The sequence below is a fragment of the Paenibacillus crassostreae genome, assembly GCF_001857945.1.
GTDB lineage: Bacteria > Bacillota > Bacilli > Paenibacillales > Paenibacillaceae > Paenibacillus_AQ > Paenibacillus_AQ crassostreae.
Window position 1 is genome coordinate 3222834 of the sequence record NZ_CP017770.1, and the last position, 15951, is coordinate 3238784.

The window sequence follows — 15951 nt, forward strand, 5'->3', positions numbered from 1 at the left end:
CGACATTATTTGCAATTCTTACAAAGATATTTAATTAAGGAGAGACTATGGCTAAGCTTAAAACAAAATTTAACTGTACCGAGTGTGGTTATGATTCACCTAAATGGTATGGTAAATGTCCAGGTTGTCAGGCTTGGAATTCAATGGTGGAGGAGACCGATAGTGTCATTAAGACACAAGGTATGAACTCTTCTCTTTTTCAGAGTAAAGAAAAGCCACTTTCCATCATAAATATAGAAAGCAGCAAGGAAGGAAGAGTGCTTACAGGAATTGGGGAATTGAATCGTGTACTTGGTGGAGGAATTGTTCCAGGATCACTTATTCTTGTAGGTGGGGATCCGGGTATTGGGAAGTCCACTTTACTGTTGCAGGCGTCACATTCCCTCTCTATTTCTGGGCTTCGAGTATTGTATATTTCGGGTGAAGAATCCGTACAGCAGACGAAGTTACGTGCTGATCGACTTGGAGCACTCTCACCTGAGCTATATGTTTTGTGTGAGACTAATATGGAATCAATAGAAGAAGCTATTGAGAGTGTTAAGCCTGACTTTCTGGTGATTGATTCTATCCAGACCGTCTATTTACCTGAAGTAACAAGTGCCCCAGGAAGTGTAGCTCAAGTCCGTGAATGTACTGCTCGTTTCATGCGTGTCTCTAAGGGGCAAGGTATTGCTACCGTACTAGTCGGTCATGTAACTAAAGAGGGTGCTATTGCAGGGCCGAGAATGCTTGAACATATGGTGGATTGTGTACTTTATTTCGAAGGTGAGAGACATCATACGTACCGATTGCTCAGAGCCGTTAAGAACCGGTTTGGATCGACGAATGAAATTGGTATTTTTGAAATGGGTGAAAGTGGGCTTAACGAAGTGGAGAACCCATCCGAACTGTTCTTATCGGAGCGACCACTAGGCGTTGCAGGTTCATCCGTTGTTGCTAGTATGGAGGGCACAAGACCGGTACTTGTAGAATTACAAGCATTGATTACTACTACCAATTTCCCAGCACCGCGTCGAATGTGTACAGGGATTGATCACCACCGTATGAATCTTATTATTGCTGTCTTGGAGAAAAGAATGGGCTTGTCCCTTCAGAATCAGGATGCATATCTGAATGTTGCTGGTGGAGTCAAACTTGATGAACCTGCAGTTGACTTAGCTATCGCAGTGAGTATAGCTTCTAGCCTTCGAGATCTATCAACCAAACCCTTTGATGTATTCTTTGGAGAGGTTGGGTTAACAGGTGAAGTAAGAGGTGTATCCCGTGCAGAGCAACGTGTTAAGGAAGCAGAGAAATTAGGATTCAAAAGAGTAATTTTGCCTGAGAAGAGCCTGAAAGGATGGCGTCATCCCAAAGGAATAGAGCTAATTGGCGTAACTACGGTAGCGCAGGCACTAAAGGCGGCTTTAGATTGATTCTAGTTGTATTGATTAGCTAAATATTTGCTGTTGCGTTAAATTAGGGGGGCTTTTAACGGATGAAGGAAGCGAATCAATTAGATATAATGAGTGATTTACTTAGACTAGTTGCACCAGGTACTCCCTTTAGAGATGGATTAGACAATGTTTTACGCGCAAAGACGGGTGCATTGATTGTTGTAGGTTACAGTCCTGAGGTGATGGAGGTTGTAGATGGAGGGTTCTCGATTAACTGTGACTTTTCACCCAATTATTTATACGAATTGGCGAAGATGGATGGAGCCATAATATTGAGCGAAGACCTCAAGCGTATTCTATATGCTAATACACAGTTGATTCCTGATTCATCGATTTCATCATCTGAGACAGGAATAAGGCATAGAACCGCTGAACGGGTGGCGAGACAGACTGGTAAGCTAGTTGTATCCATCTCGCAACGTCGTACGATTATTACTTTGTATCAAGGGAATTTGCGATATACACTTAAAGAGATCGGTGTAATTCTGACGAAAGCTAATCAGGCTCTTCAGACATTGGAGAAATATAGAGCGGTTTTGAATCAATCTTTAACCAATCTGTCTGCTTCGGAGTTTGAAGAACTCGTTACAATCCCTGAAGTTCTCAGTGTAGTTCAGCGTGTAGAGATGGTACTCCGGATCAAATCAGAAATCAAACGTTATATTACGGAATTAGGAAATGAAGGACGTCTGATCAGCATGCAGCTTGAAGAGCTGGTTAGTAATATGGAAGTTGAAGCTTGGCTTCTGTACAAAGACTATGCTCGTGAGGATAAAGAAGATAAGATTCGTGAGGTCATTGCTGGACTTAAACGTGCGACCGATGATGAACTATTGGATCTGCATTATATTGCACGCCTTTTAGGGTATTCTTCATCGTCTGTCACTTCTGAGGAAGCGGTAGTCCCAAGAGGATATAGAGTCCTGAACAAGATTCCACGACTACCCAATGTGATCATTAATAACTTGTTAGAACGCTTCGAGCAATTGCCACAAATTATGACAGCAACTGTTGAAGAATTAGACGAAGTGGATGGAATTGGAGAGGTTCGAGCGAGAAATATTAAAGAAGGTCTCAATCGTCTACAAGAGCAAGTATTCATTGACAGGCAAGTTTAAATACCATACAATCAGTGGATGATCTGGGCCTATTTGAAACATATTGAGGTGAATGCATGATAACAAAGTCAATTCCAAACATGTTTACAATAGGTAACCTAGCTCTTGGAATGATTGCGCTAATTTTGGCATTGAACGGCAAGTACAGTATGGCTGCAATAATGATTATTATTGCTATGTTATTGGACGGTCTAGATGGGCGCGTAGCAAGAGCACTGCATGTACAAAGTGAATTTGGAAAAGAACTTGATTCACTTTCGGATGTGATCTCTTTTGGAGCAGCACCTGCACTTCTTATGTATATGGTAACATTACAGAGTATGCCGGAGTCAATTGCTTGGACTGCAACAGTTATCTTTCCGATCTGTGGAGCTATTCGTCTAGCCCGATTTAACGTTAGGGCAGGAACCACAGGTTATTTCATTGGATTACCTATTCCAGCTGCTGGAGGCGTTTTGGCAACATTATCACTTTTTCATAATGAGATCTCAGGAACTTATATGATTATAATTATGTTATTGCTATCTTATCTAATGGTTAGCAGGGTCAAATACCCTAACTTTAAGAAGGTCGGTCTTCCTAAAAAGGCAGTGCTTGGCGCACCGATTGTCATTGTTATTGCTGTAGCTATTGCAGTAATCTTTCCAGAACAAATATCGAAATTAATCTTTATTCCGCTTGTCATATACGCTATATATGGTGTGAAGCAAAATATAGAGACAGCTTTGAGGCGTCGTCGCCACAAGAAGAAAGAGGAAGACCCCCTTCATTTAGACAATTAATTGAAAAAGGTCTGAGCACCTCCATATATGTAAAAATAAAAAGCATTTATTTCATGCCCTTAAGGCAACGAGATAAATGCTTTTTTGTCTTTTCAAAGCAATAGGAATTCACTACTACGACATATTGAATAAACCCAATGTGGAACATTTCTTCGATTCTTCTTGAACAACTTCGTCCATATTAATCTCAAGTAAGTTACACAAAGCAGACATATAGAACATGTTCCGGCCTAATTCGGTGCTGATAATTTCTCTACAGTTCTCGCATAAATGTCCAGATACATGGGTTCCCACAACATCTTTCGAAGAAGCAAGATCTAATTCCGGTTCAAAAGTTTGTTGGGAAGCGTGTATTTCAATACAACCGCAGTCGGTTACAGCTTTGACAACGGCCCTATTCAATGACGCGCTACTCTGTCCATTCTTAGACATGACATCAAGCAGACTGCGGTGACGAAGTAATAAATCTGATACTTGATTCTGGAAATCTTGTAAACTAAGCGAGCTCATTTTATCGATCACCTCTAGTATTATGAATTGGGTTAATTATATGCCAGTCGTAAGATTGTTTTCAACTAGAAATGCATTGATCGTCATAAACTCTTTATTTATGGCGGATAAACTAAAAATGTTAAGTGTGACAGGGTTAATTTTTCTTGAATTGGATCATACTGGTTAGGGATATCTAGAAACGTAATATTATGAAGGAGGTGTGGGTTCTGATGTTGAAAAAGGTAATATTAACATTTCTCGGGCTATGTGGTGCATGGGCGGGCTATGTAATCTACGATCTGTTAGGGCAGTCGTTCCCAGAATGGATAACCCTATTTGGTGGGAGTGGCAGTGTATCAGGAGGATTGGTCTTTGCAGCGTTAGGTGCAATTTTATTTATGTTGATTGGCTCAATAAGTGCAGAACCCTTTATCAGTAAAATTCAGTCATTTGTGAGTTCTTTCTCAACGATGCCCATGAATGAATTGACGGCAGGAGCCACGGGATTAACAGGTGGCCTTCTAATGGCGTTGTTGTTGTATCCTAGCCTCGCTTGGCTCGGAACAGCGGGACAGTTGCTTGGCGTCGGAGTGACGCTTATATGCGGTTATATGGGTCTTAGAATCGCGATGGAGAAACGAAGCGAATTAGCGACCTTATGGACATCAGGTCGATGGGGCCGTGAGGAACTTTCCGATGAGAGAAAGCTAGAAGAACATAAAATATTGGATACGAGTGTTATCATCGATGGGCGTATCGCTGACATTTGTAAGACGGGATTTATTGAGGGGACGATTGTGATCCCTGAGTTCGTGCTTGAAGAGTTACAGCATATCGCTGACTCATCAGATCTGCTTAAGCGTAATCGAGGCCGTAGAGGACTTGATATTCTGAATAAGATTCAAAAAGAATTAGAAATTAAAGTGTGGATCTACGAGGGAGATTTTGAAGATATTACGGAAGTCGATAGTAAACTTGTAAAGTTGGCTAAGGTGCTGCAAGGGAAAGTGGTCACGAATGATTTCAATTTAAACAAAGTATGTGAGTTACAAGGAGTATCCGTTCTAAATATCAACGATCTTGCGAATGCGGTTAAGCCTGTTGTTCTTCCAGGTGAAGAGATTATGGTCCAGGTTATTAAAGACGGTAAAGAGCATGGACAGGGTGTAGCCTATCTGGATGATGGGACGATGATTGTAGTCGAAGGTGGGCGTGATTATATCGGAACGCTCATGGAAGTGTTAGTGACTAGCGTTCTTCAGACCTCTGCAGGACGAATGATCTTTGCGAAACCGAAACTGTTGGAAAAAGCACAGTAAAAACGGTATGATAGAGATAATTATTTCTTCTTAGTACATGGGAGTGAAGACAGGGGTATAATTATTATGGACAATAGTCTGGGGATCATTATTGTATCAGCGGGTAAAGGTTCTCGTATGGGTACAGAAGAGAGCAAACAGTATTTATTACTAAACGATAAACCCATTATTATTCATACACTTGAAGTATTCAATAGGTTGCCGTTGGTGAAGGAGATTGTTCTCGTTACGGGACTACATGATGTCGAACGCGCTGAGGCATGGGTACAGCAATATAAGTTGGACAAGGTGGTAAAGGTAATACCCGGGGGTAGTGAGAGACAATACTCCGTATATAAAGGATTACTAGAAATTAATACCGATTGGGTTATGGTCCATGATGGTGTGAGGCCGTTTGTGGAAGCGGGTGATATTGAAGCATGTTATCAAATGGCACTCCGTACCGGGGCTTCAGTATTAGCAGTTCCTGTGAAAGATACAATCAAAAAAGTTGATGATTCGGGTATTATTGTGGCGACACCTGATCGTCAAAGTCTGTGGGCTATTCAGACCCCACAGACTTTTCGTGTTTCAGAACTTCTGAGGGCTCATGAAGAGGCCCAAAGTACGGGCTTTGTAGGAACTGATGATTCTATGCTAGTGGAGCGTTTAGGTGTGCAAGTCGCTGTCGTACAGGGAGATTATTCGAATATTAAGCTAACAACACCTGACGACTTGGAGTATGCGTCATTTATAGAGAAACGTAAGGGAGAGGGAAGACGATGATACGAGTGGGCCAAGGATTTGATGTGCATCAATTGGTTGAAGGTAGGCCATGCATTATTGGGGGAGTAACTATTCCGTATGAGTTAGGTTTAGCAGGACATTCAGATGCTGACGTATTGTTGCATGCAGTCACAGATGCAATCCTAGGCGCATTAACATTGGGTGACATTGGGAAGCATTTCCCAGATACGGATCCAAATTATAAAGATGCTGATAGTCTCAAATTGTTAGAACATGTGTGGAATCTAGCCAAGGAAAAAGGATATCGCCTAGGTAATATTGATTCTACTATTATTGCTCAAAAACCGAAGATGGCTCCTTATATTCCCCAAATCACGGAGGTAATCGCTAAGGTGCTGAATGCTGAACTTAGCCAAGTAAACGTGAAGGCAACGACAACAGAGCAATTAGGATTCACGGGTAGAGGCGAAGGGATCGCAGCCCAATCTATTGTATGCTTAACTAAAGATATGCTATCATCATGAATTATGAATAACGTGTAAGATTTACGAATTGGAGGGATTATGATGACTAATGAAGTGCGTGTTCGTTATGCGCCAAGTCCAACAGGACATTTACATATTGGTAACGCCAGAACGGCCTTATTCAACTATTTATTCGCTCGCCATTTAGGTGGGAAATTTATTATTCGTATTGAAGATACAGATGTGAAGCGTAACGTTGAGGGCGGAGAAGAAAGCCAACTGAAATATTTGAAATGGTTAGGTATGGATTGGGATGAAAGTATCGATGTTGGTGGAGCATACGGCCCATATCGCCAGACGGAAAGACTTGATATATACCGCAAGTATTGGCAAGAGCTACTGGATAAGGGTATGGCCTATCGTTGTTATTGTACAGAGGAAGAGTTGGAACAGGAGCGGGAAGGTCAAATTTCCCGTGGAGAAACACCTCGTTACTCCGGTAAACATCGTGATTTAACTGAAGAACAATGTCGTGCTTTTGAAGCGGAAGGTCTTGTGGCTAGCATTAGATTCCGCGTTCCTGAAGATAAGACGTTTACTTTTGATGATATTGTAAAGGGAAGTATCTCTTTCACGACACATGATACAGGCGACTTTGTTATCGTGAAGAAAGATGGGATACCAACTTATAATTTCGCCGTTGTAATCGATGATCATCTCATGGAGATTTCGCATGTATTGCGTGGAGAAGATCATGTATCTAATACGCCTCGTCAATTAATGATCTACGAAGCTTTAGGATGGGATGCACCTCAATTTGGACATATGACTTTGATTGTGAACGAACATCATAAGAAGCTAAGTAAACGGGATGAATCGATCATTCAGTTCATTGAACAATATGATAAATTGGGGTATTTGCCAGAGGCATTGTTCAACTTTATTGCTTTACTTGGATGGTCACCGGAAGGTGAAGAAGAGATGTTCGGTAAGGAGGAGTTAATCTCTATCTTTAATGCAGAACGTTTATCGAAGAGTCCTGCCGTATTTGATCAGCACAAATTAGCTTATTTGAATAATCATTATATTAAGCAAGCCGATTCAGATCGGATAGCTAAGCTAGCGATTCCGCATTTGCAACAAGCAGGTCGCTTGCCGGTGGAATTGAATGCAGAACAGGAAGCTTGGGCGAAATCGCTTATAGCTCTCTATCAAGAACAATTAACTTCCGCTTCTAGCATTGTGGAATTGTCTGAGATGTTCTTTCAGTCAGATGTTGAACAGGAAGAGGAAGGGAAAGCCATTCTTGCGGAAGAACAGGTTCCTACAGTTCTAGCTGCTTTTCTTGCTAAAATAGAAAGCACAGACGAGTTTACCCCAGCGAATATGGCAGTTCTTATAAAAGAAGTTCAGAAGGAAACAGGCTTCAAGGGAAAACAATTATTCATGCCAATTCGCGTGGCTTTGACAGGTCAGACGCATGGTCGTGATCTGAATCAAACGATCTATCTACTCGGATTAGATACTGTGAAGAACAGATTGAAGTCACAAATCAATGTGTAAAAAGATGTGAAAATTTCACATCTTGTGGCTAATGATTCTTGAAAGTCTTGTCAGTTTCCATTCTTTTCGTTATAATACTTCCAAATCATCATATACAAAATAATCTTCAAATGGATAATGAAACTTGAATATATATATGTTAATAGCTAGGATCAGGAGAAGTAAGTTACTTAGACATTTTACAGAGAGGATAACCGGGGGAATGAGATTGCTTCCTCTAGGGCTGTGAGTTATCCATATGTCGGTATTTGAAATGCACCTGTGAGCTGCTCGACCGAGCGAAGGAGAGCTGTATTACTCTATCGTTAGATCGAACCGGGTCGTCATCCGTTATTGGACGCTAAGATGAGATGTAATCATGTTAATGATATATATTGTTAACATGTTGAACATCTCAAGCAGAGTGGAACCGCGATCAACGCCTCTGCAGCATATGCTGCAGGGGCGTTTTTGATTTTTATATGTAATAACTATGACACTAACGTGAATCGCTCTACTAGTTCGTGATGCAATATATGGGGATACGATTACTGCTAAGGTAACAGTAAAGTGTCGAAGAGGAGAACAATATGTTTAAGAATATGAAATCAGATATCCAAGCGGTATTTGAAAACGATCCTGCGGCTAGAGGTTTATTCGAGGTCATCTTTACGTATTCTGGACTTCACGCGATTTGGGCACAGCGGATCGCACATATTTTTTACAAGCGTCATTGGTTTACATTGGCAAGGATCATTTCACAGTGCAGCCGGTTTATGACGGGAATTGAAATTCACCCGGGTGCAACAATCGGTCAACGTTTATTCATCGATCATGGGATGGGAGTCGTTATCGGAGAGACTTGTGAAATTGGAGATGATGTTGTGATTTACCAAGGGGTGACTCTTGGAGGGACTGGTAAGGAAAAGGGTAAACGGCATCCTACTATTGGTAATAATGTTGTTATAGCATCAGGTGCTAAGGTGCTGGGTTCTTTTACTGTGGGCGACCAATCTAATATAGGGGCTAACTCTGTTGTTCTGAAGGAGGTTCCACCGAATAGTACCGTGGTTGGTATTCCGGGTAAGATTGTTAAGAAGGATGGAAGACGTGTTGATCGTCTTAGTCATCAATTGCCAGATCCAGTCATAGATGCTATGCATGAAATGCAAGTTCAAATACACGAACTTCGAGTGGAATTGAATCGAGTACAACAAGAAAATAAACAGCTTATTAAAGAAGAAGTAGAAACCAGAACAAGAATGAACGAGAGGATTTGAACAAATGGCTCTAAAAATTTATAATACGTTGACTAGAAATAAGGAAATCTTTGTATCACAAGAACCTGGGAAGGTGAAAATGTATGTATGCGGACCAACCGTTTACGACTTTATTCATATTGGTAACGCGCGTCCGATGATTGTATTTGACGTGGTCCGAACTTATCTAGAACAACTGGGTAATGAAGTGAAATACGTTGTGAATTTTACAGATATTGATGATAAATTAATTCGAAAAGCAGAACAAACAGGGAGCACTGTGCCTGAAGTCGCGGATACTTTTATTGGTGCTTATTATGAGGATTTAGAAGGTCTCGGACTGACTCGTGCTACGTTAAATCCACGTGTTACTGAAAATATGGATTCGATTCTAGAATTTATTCAGGAGCTTGAGGATAAAGGATTCGCTTATGAGAAGGGTGGAGACGTATTTTTTCGTACTCATAAATTTAAAGAATACGGTAAATTGTCTCATCAGAAACTCGAGGAATTGCAATTCGGCATTCGAATCGGTGTGGATGAACGTAAAGAGAATCCAGAAGATTTCGTGCTATGGAAAGCTGCGAAACCAGGTGAAATAGCATGGTCTAGTCCATGGGGTGAGGGAAGACCTGGGTGGCATATTGAGTGTTCAGCTATGGCACGTCGTTATCTAGGTGAAAGTATTGATATCCATGGTGGAGGACAGGATTTACAATTCCCACATCATGAATGCGAAGTAGCTCAGACAGAAGCAATTACTGGTAAGACATTCGCTCATTATTGGATGCACAATGGATACATTAATATTGATAATGAGAAAATGTCCAAATCATTAGGTAACGGTATACTAGTTAAGGATTTGCGTAAACAGTATAAGTGGGAGTCCATCCGTTACTTTATGTTATCGAGCCAGTATCGTAATCCATTGAACTTCAACAACGAGATCATCGATCAGGCAGAGAAAAGCACAGAACGGATTCGAAATGCCGTGGATAATCTGAAACATCGCTTAACTGCTGTTGTGGTAGATATGAACGATACAGTTGATGAGACATTGCAGTCCAGACTTTCTGATATTCTAGCGATGTATCATGATAAAATGCAGGATGATTTCAATACACCAGACGCGATTACAGCTATATTCGAATGGGTAAACGAAGCCAATTCTTTACTGCAGCGAGCTGTTGTGAAAGCTGTTGATATCTATGCTCTATTACATGTATTTGATGAGATGAATCAAGTGTTAAGACTATATGCTGTCAATGAAGTGGAATTGATCGATGAAGAGGTTGATAAGCTAATTGTTGAACGTGAACAGGCTCGTAAAGATAAAAATTGGAAGCGTGCTGATGACATTCGCGATTTACTTGCATCCCGTGGCATTATATTAGAGGATACGGCGCAAGGTATGCGCTGGAGACGTAAGTGAGCGCGGACAATGGTCAGAAATTGTTTGAAGAGGGTTTGTTTACATTTCCTCCTTCGAAGCAAGCTAAACTCATTCCCCCAATTGTATTAGCGTATATTGGGGATGCACTTTATGAAGTAGCTGTGCGACAATATCTGATTTCCAAACCTAATTTACGGCCCCATCACTTGCATACATCGGCTACAAAGATGGTATCCGCGAAGGCACAGAGTAAAATTGTAACCTATCTAGATACCTTTTTAACCGAGGAAGAACGTGATGTGGTTAGACAAGGGCGTAATGCTAAATCAGGCAGTATTCCTAAAAATGCTGATGTATTAGAATATCGTCATGCTACAGCGTTTGAGGCTTTAATTGGATACTTGTACTATACAAAACAATTGGAAAGAATGAATGAATTAATTATGTTAAGCATTCAGTATATGGATCAATAGATTTCATACTGGATAAGAAGGAGGAGCAACATGGAAGAGGAAATGATTGCAGGTAAGCATTCAGTCACCGAGGCACTTCGATCGGGAAGAAGCATTAATAAGATATGGATATCTGAAAATGCACAAAAACATTTGACACTTCCCATTATCGCTGAAGCCAAGAAGCGTGGGGTCGTGATCCAGCAAGTGGACAAGCGGAAACTAGACCAACTCGTCCCTGATGTTCAGCATCAAGGTGTAGTGGCTCAAGTAGCTCCATATGAGTATGCTGAAGTAGACGATATTATTGCTATAGCGGAGAAAAAAGGTGAGAAGCCTTTCTTGATCTTGCTTGATGAAATTGAAGATCCTCATAATCTAGGATCTATCTTACGTACAGCAGACTGTACTGGAGCTCATGGTGTAATCATTCCTAAACGTCGTTCTGCTCAAGTAACCGCAACGGTATCCAAAACTTCAGCAGGTGCTGTTGAGTATGTGCCGGTAGCCCAAGTGACGAATTTGGGGCAGACTATAGATAAGCTGAAAGAGTTGGGTATCTGGGTAGTGGGTACTGACGTTGAAGCTGTGCAGGAAATTTATGATACGAATGTATTTGATGGTCCTGTTGCGGTAGTTGTTGGTAATGAAGGAAAGGGCATGGGGCGATTGATTCGAGATAAATGCGACGTGTTAGTGAAATTGCCAATGAAGGGTCAGATCAACTCATTAAATGCTTCCGTGGCAGCTGGAGTAGTCATGTATGAAGTGCTGCACCGACGTCGTAAGCAAGAGTAATTATATATGGTAAACCTACGGGATGTGCTTCTTGTCGATGCATACAACATGATCGGGGGATGGCCCGAACTGGCCCAGTTGGCAAGCATGAATATGCAAGAAGCAAGAGACCGTCTACTGGAACGACTAGCGGATTATCAGGCATTCTCAGGGAAACAAGTCATTGCAGTTTTCGATGCATATCGCGTACCCGGATTAGGTAAGTCCTTCTCTCAGAGTAAAATACAGGTGTATTTCACGAAAGAAAAAGAAACAGCTGACGAGACGATTGAACGACTAGTAGGTGAAATGAGTCAAAGGCGGCGTCAGATCTATGTAGCAACCAGTGATTTAATAGAGCAAAATGTCATTTTTGCTAAAGGTGCACTCCGGTTATCAGCACGTGAACTTCTAATCGAAGTTGAGAATTCTGAACGTGAAATTGAAGAGCAGATTAAACGGGAACGGGTTGGCTCTAATCGTAATACAATAGATGATAAATTGAGTCCGGAGCAACGAAAGTTATTTGAACGTTGGCGGCGGGAATGATATATTTGAATATATTACCATTTTAAAGTTCTTGACATTTATGACATACTTGTAATCATTAGTAATGTTATGGTTGACGGTAATAGGTTACATAATATATACTGATCCTATATTTCACAGAGTAACGGTGTACCTTTCGTTGCAACCGGGGGGATTCTGGTGAGTGTCGACCTGAAGGATTTAATGGTGTCTGATTATGCATGCCTCAGTGATGAGGACATAGTCGAAGCTTTCCGCTTAGGCGAGAGTTTAGCACTAGAGTTCTTGATCAACAAGTATAGAAATTTTGTACGAGCAAAAGCTAGATCCTATTTTTTGATCGGTGCTGATCGTGAGGATATCGTTCAAGAAGGAATGATTGGGTTATATAAGTCGATAAGGGACTTCAGAGGAGATAAGCAATCATCGTTTAAGGCTTTCGCTGAATTGTGCATTACAAGGCAAATTATTACTGCGATTAAGACGGCTACGAGACAGAAGCATATTCCATTAAACTCCTACATATCGTTGGACAAGCCCATATATGATGAAGATTCTGATCGGACATTGCTTGATGTAATTTGTGGGTCGCAAATATCTGACCCTGAGCAATTGGCTATTAATAAAGAAGAATTTATGGGTCTGGAAGATAAGATGTCTGAAATTCTTAGTGATTTGGAACGTAAGGTTCTTATGTTGTATTTAGACGGACAATCCTATCAAGAAATTTCGGTGGATTTAGACCGACATGTTAAGTCAATTGATAATGCTCTTCAACGTGTGAAACGTAAGTTGGAGAGATATTTGGAAGTAAGAGATAACTGAATATCTGCTTTAATTGAGAAAGGCTCGATCTTGAGTCTTTTTTTAAGTATAAGAAAGTATAAGTATCATCAGTAAATCATATTTAACGTGAACATCTATCAGATGGAATGAAAATGTTTAGCCCCACTAAGAATGTACTATACTAGTATATGATTGTGGGCAGTTCCCCAGTAAAGAAAAAGGATAGAGACAACCTTTAGTTGTAAAGTGAGCCTCTATTGTGGGTGCATTCTTTCGTTGACATGATATGAGCCATGTGATAAAGTGTTTTAGGTAGGCCTAAATTCGCGTGGTTTTAATGAATAAGAAAGCAAAAGTCATCTTGTATTCTTTCTTGTTCATCTCGCAGAAACGGCTTTTTCTTTCAGCAATGAAAGGTCTAACTGTTTCTAATTGGGATCAATATAGAGTCTTCTTAAGGAGACGTCTACGGGAGGTGCACATCATGCGGGTAATTATCACTTTGGCTTGTACAAATTGCAAACAAAGAAACTACGCAACCACGAAGAACAAGCGGAATCACCCCGACCGCATGGAGATGAAGAAATTTTGCAAGTATTGTAACGAGCAAACTCCTCATCGCGAAACCAGATAAGATAGTCTTATTGGAGGTGTAGTCGGCGTGAAAGGTAAGTTCAAGTCTTTTTTTTCCTTTTTCTCTGAGAGCTGGGCTGAACTCAAAAAGGTTCGCTGGCCCAATCGTAAAGAACTGACGAACTATACTCTTATAGTCATTGGTACGGTTACGTTTGTCACAATTTATTTTTGGGTGCTAGACATCGGTATTTCCGCTGTGATCGAAGCGATTATTTAAGAAGGGTCCCAGGTGGCTTGATATGGAAAAAAGATGGTATGTCGTTCATACCTATTCAGGGTATGAGAATAAGGTCAAAGCCAATTTGGAAAAACGCGTAGAGTCTATGGGGATGGAAGATAAGATATTCCGTGTTCTTGTTCCGATGGAAGAAGAAATCGTAAACAAAGACGGTAAGAAAAAAACTGTCATGCGTAAAGTTTACCCCGGATATGTCATTGTCGAAATGATCCAGACTGATGATTCTTGGTATGTTGTTCGCAACACACCAGGAGTAACAGGTTTTGTTGGTTCAACAGGCTCAGGTTCTAAACCTACAGCTCTGCTTCCAGAAGAAATGGAACAGATCCTGAAACATATGGGAATGAATGAACCGAAACCCCACATCGAATTTGAACTTAAGGAATCGGTTAGAATTAAAGTCGGTCCTTTTGCGAACTTCGTGGGCTCCGTGGAAGAAATTTTGGTAGACAAGAGCAAAGTCAAGGTACACGTTAACATGTTTGGACGGGAAACCCCAGTAGAGTTGGATTATACTCAAGTGGAGAAGATTGATTAATCTTCAGGTTTCTTGTGGGAGGGCAGCGATGTCCGCTTAACCACTATTGAGTCAAGGAGGTGTTTTACATGGCAAAAAAGGTAATCAAAATTGTAAAACTGCAAATTCCTGCAGGTAAAGCGAATCCGGCACCACCGGTAGGTCCTGCGTTGGGTCAAGCAGGTGTCAACATTATGGCATTTTGTAAAGAGTTCAATGCTCGTACAGCAGATCAAGCTGGATTGATTATTCCGGTTGAAATTTCTGTATTCGAAGATCGTTCGTTTACATTCATCACCAAAACTCCTCCTGCTGCAGTTCTACTTCGTGTAGCTGCAAAGATTGAGAAGGGTTCTGGCGAACCGAATAAGAAGAAGGTTGCTACAGTTAAGCGTGCAGTAGTACGTGAAATCGCTGAGCAAAAAATGCCTGACCTTAATGCTGCATCCGTTGAGGCTGCTATGCGTATGGTTGAAGGTACTGCCCGCAGTATGGGAATCACAATCGAAGACTAATTTTAGGTTTTTCTGCGACACGCAGGTCTGAATAAGGCCGGCATATGTGGGAGGAATTTCCGCTAAAACCACAAAGGAGGAAGATTTCATGGCTAAACATGGTAAGAAGTATCAAGAAGCTGCTAAGCTAATTAATAGCGAATCAGTATACGAGCCTTCAGAAGCCGTAGCATTGGTGAAAAAGGCAGCAACTGCTAAATTCGACGAAACTGTTGAAGCAGCTGTTCGTTTGGGCGTAGACCCACGTAAACAAGACCAAGCCGTTCGTGGTGTAGTTGTCTTGCCTCACGGCACAGGTAAAACACAACGTGTATTGGTATTTGCAAAAGGTGATAAGGTGAAGGAAGCGGAAGCGGCTGGTGCTGATTATGTTGGGGATGCTGATATAATCAACAAGATCCAACAAGGCTGGTTCGAATTCGATGTCTGCGTAGCTACACCTGATATGATGAGTGAGGTTGGTAAACTGGGTCGTCTACTTGGTGGTAAAGGTCTAATGCCTAACCCTAAAGCAGGCACGGTTACTTTCGATGTTGCTAAAGCTGTTCAAGAAATTAAAGCTGGTAAGATCGAATACCGTCTCGATAAAGCAGGTCAAATTCACGCGCCAATCGGTAAAGTATCATTCAGTGAAGAACAATTGAATGAGAACCTTAAATCTTTACTTGATGCGTTAAACCGTGCAAAACCAGCATCTGCTAAAGGTGTGTATCTGAAGGGGATTGCTATTTCCTCGACGATGGGTCCAAGTGCACATGTGAACACATCTGCTTACAAATAAGAAATTTATATTGACTAGTTCAATAGGATTTGCTATTATGTAAGAGTTGTTGTGAATGACTTGATGTTATTTTAAAGTTGAATATGCTTACCGTAGACAGTAGGTGCCAGTGGCTTAATTCCCTACCGAGGTGTTGTGATAGAACGTCAGTAATGCTTGGACGAAAGTCCTTACAAATGATGATTCATCA

The 15951-nt window shown here is 41.1% G+C and carries 19 protein-coding genes and 1 other annotated feature (1 of these 20 cut by a window edge); of the genes, 18 read left to right on the plus strand and 1 reads right to left on the minus strand.

Going from position 1 to position 15951, the window contains the following annotated elements; all coding sequences use genetic code 11:
- Positions 1–47: 47 nt before the first annotated feature.
- From radA to pssA, 3 genes are all read left to right on the plus strand, one after another.
- The gene (gene radA / locus LPB68_RS14665; RefSeq protein WP_068657309.1) at positions 48–1415 is read left to right on the plus strand and encodes a DNA repair protein RadA; all 1368 of its coding nucleotides are present in this window, start codon (positions 48–50) and stop codon (positions 1413–1415) included.
- Between the two features lie 62 nt (positions 1416–1477).
- Positions 1478–2554 carry a DNA integrity scanning diadenylate cyclase DisA gene (disA, locus tag LPB68_RS14670; protein WP_068657311.1) on the plus strand — a complete coding sequence of 359 codons (1077 nt, stop codon included), beginning with the start codon at positions 1478–1480 and terminating at the stop codon, positions 2552–2554.
- Between the two features lie 56 nt (positions 2555–2610).
- Complete coding sequence (gene pssA, locus LPB68_RS14675) at positions 2611–3336, plus strand: CDP-diacylglycerol--serine O-phosphatidyltransferase (RefSeq protein WP_068657312.1); 726 nt, start codon at positions 2611–2613, stop codon at positions 3334–3336.
- Between the two features lie 114 nt (positions 3337–3450).
- Here pssA and LPB68_RS14680 read toward each other — a convergent pair whose 3' ends face one another.
- Entirely contained in the window at positions 3451–3846 is a 396-nt protein-coding gene (locus tag LPB68_RS14680; RefSeq protein WP_068657314.1) for a nucleoside triphosphate pyrophosphohydrolase family protein, read from the minus strand.
- 212 nt (positions 3847–4058) lie between these two features.
- On the opposite strand from LPB68_RS14680, the gene LPB68_RS14685 reads away from it, so the two are divergent.
- From LPB68_RS14685 to rplA, 15 genes are all read left to right on the plus strand, one after another.
- Positions 4059–5147 carry a PIN/TRAM domain-containing protein gene (locus tag LPB68_RS14685; RefSeq protein WP_068657316.1) on the plus strand — a complete coding sequence of 363 codons (1089 nt, stop codon included), beginning with the start codon at positions 4059–4061 and terminating at the stop codon, positions 5145–5147.
- Between the two features lie 66 nt (positions 5148–5213).
- Entirely contained in the window at positions 5214–5912 is a 699-nt protein-coding gene (gene ispD / locus LPB68_RS14690) for a 2-C-methyl-D-erythritol 4-phosphate cytidylyltransferase (RefSeq protein WP_068657317.1), read from the plus strand.
- On the plus strand, positions 5909–6397 hold the full coding sequence (ispF, locus tag LPB68_RS14695; RefSeq protein ID WP_068657319.1) for a 2-C-methyl-D-erythritol 2,4-cyclodiphosphate synthase: 489 nt from the start codon (positions 5909–5911) through the stop codon (positions 6395–6397). The genes ispD and ispF overlap by 4 nt, the downstream gene beginning before the upstream one ends.
- 42 nt (positions 6398–6439) lie before the next feature.
- Positions 6440–7900, plus strand: a complete 1461-nt coding sequence (gltX, locus tag LPB68_RS14700) for a glutamate--tRNA ligase (RefSeq protein ID WP_068657321.1) — start codon at positions 6440–6442, stop codon at positions 7898–7900.
- Positions 7901–8469: 569 nt separating this feature from the next.
- Positions 8470–9159, plus strand: a complete 690-nt coding sequence (gene epsC / locus LPB68_RS14705; RefSeq protein WP_068657323.1) for a serine O-acetyltransferase EpsC — start codon at positions 8470–8472, stop codon at positions 9157–9159.
- Between the two features lie 4 nt (positions 9160–9163).
- Positions 9164–10570: a cysteine--tRNA ligase gene (cysS, locus tag LPB68_RS14710; protein ID WP_068657325.1), complete on the plus strand. Its 1407-nt coding sequence runs from the start codon at positions 9164–9166 to the stop codon at positions 10568–10570.
- Positions 10567–11004 (plus strand): Mini-ribonuclease 3, encoded by a 438-nt coding sequence (locus LPB68_RS14715; protein WP_068657326.1) that lies wholly within the window; start codon positions 10567–10569, stop codon positions 11002–11004. Before cysS ends, LPB68_RS14715 begins: the two co-directional genes overlap by 4 nt.
- 30 nt (positions 11005–11034) lie before the next feature.
- Positions 11035–11781 carry a 23S rRNA (guanosine(2251)-2'-O)-methyltransferase RlmB gene (gene rlmB, locus LPB68_RS14720; protein ID WP_068657328.1) on the plus strand — a complete coding sequence of 249 codons (747 nt, stop codon included), beginning with the start codon at positions 11035–11037 and terminating at the stop codon, positions 11779–11781.
- A 6-nt stretch (positions 11782–11787) separates the two neighbouring features.
- On the plus strand, positions 11788–12309 hold the full coding sequence (locus tag LPB68_RS14725) for an NYN domain-containing protein (RefSeq protein ID WP_068657330.1): 522 nt from the start codon (positions 11788–11790) through the stop codon (positions 12307–12309).
- Positions 12310–12468: 159 nt separating this feature from the next.
- A complete protein-coding gene (sigH, locus tag LPB68_RS14730) occupies positions 12469–13113 on the plus strand; it encodes an RNA polymerase sporulation sigma factor SigH (RefSeq protein ID WP_068657332.1) in 645 nt (214 codons plus the stop codon).
- A 445-nt stretch (positions 13114–13558) separates the two neighbouring features.
- Complete coding sequence (rpmG, locus tag LPB68_RS22350) at positions 13559–13708, plus strand: 50S ribosomal protein L33 (RefSeq protein ID WP_082865682.1); 150 nt, start codon at positions 13559–13561, stop codon at positions 13706–13708.
- 27 nt (positions 13709–13735) lie between these two features.
- Entirely contained in the window at positions 13736–13927 is a 192-nt protein-coding gene (gene secE / locus LPB68_RS14735; protein ID WP_068657334.1) for a preprotein translocase subunit SecE, read from the plus strand.
- 22 nt (positions 13928–13949) lie between these two features.
- Complete coding sequence (nusG, locus tag LPB68_RS14740; protein ID WP_068657336.1) at positions 13950–14486, plus strand: transcription termination/antitermination protein NusG; 537 nt, start codon at positions 13950–13952, stop codon at positions 14484–14486.
- 68 nt (positions 14487–14554) lie between these two features.
- On the plus strand, positions 14555–14980 hold the full coding sequence (rplK, locus tag LPB68_RS14745; RefSeq protein WP_068657338.1) for a 50S ribosomal protein L11: 426 nt from the start codon (positions 14555–14557) through the stop codon (positions 14978–14980).
- Between the two features lie 88 nt (positions 14981–15068).
- Complete coding sequence (rplA, locus tag LPB68_RS14750; RefSeq protein WP_068657340.1) at positions 15069–15761, plus strand: 50S ribosomal protein L1; 693 nt, start codon at positions 15069–15071, stop codon at positions 15759–15761.
- A gap of 72 nt (positions 15762–15833) precedes the next feature.
- Positions 15834–15951: a sequence feature (ribosomal protein L10 leader region), on the plus strand (it continues 39 nt past the right edge of the window).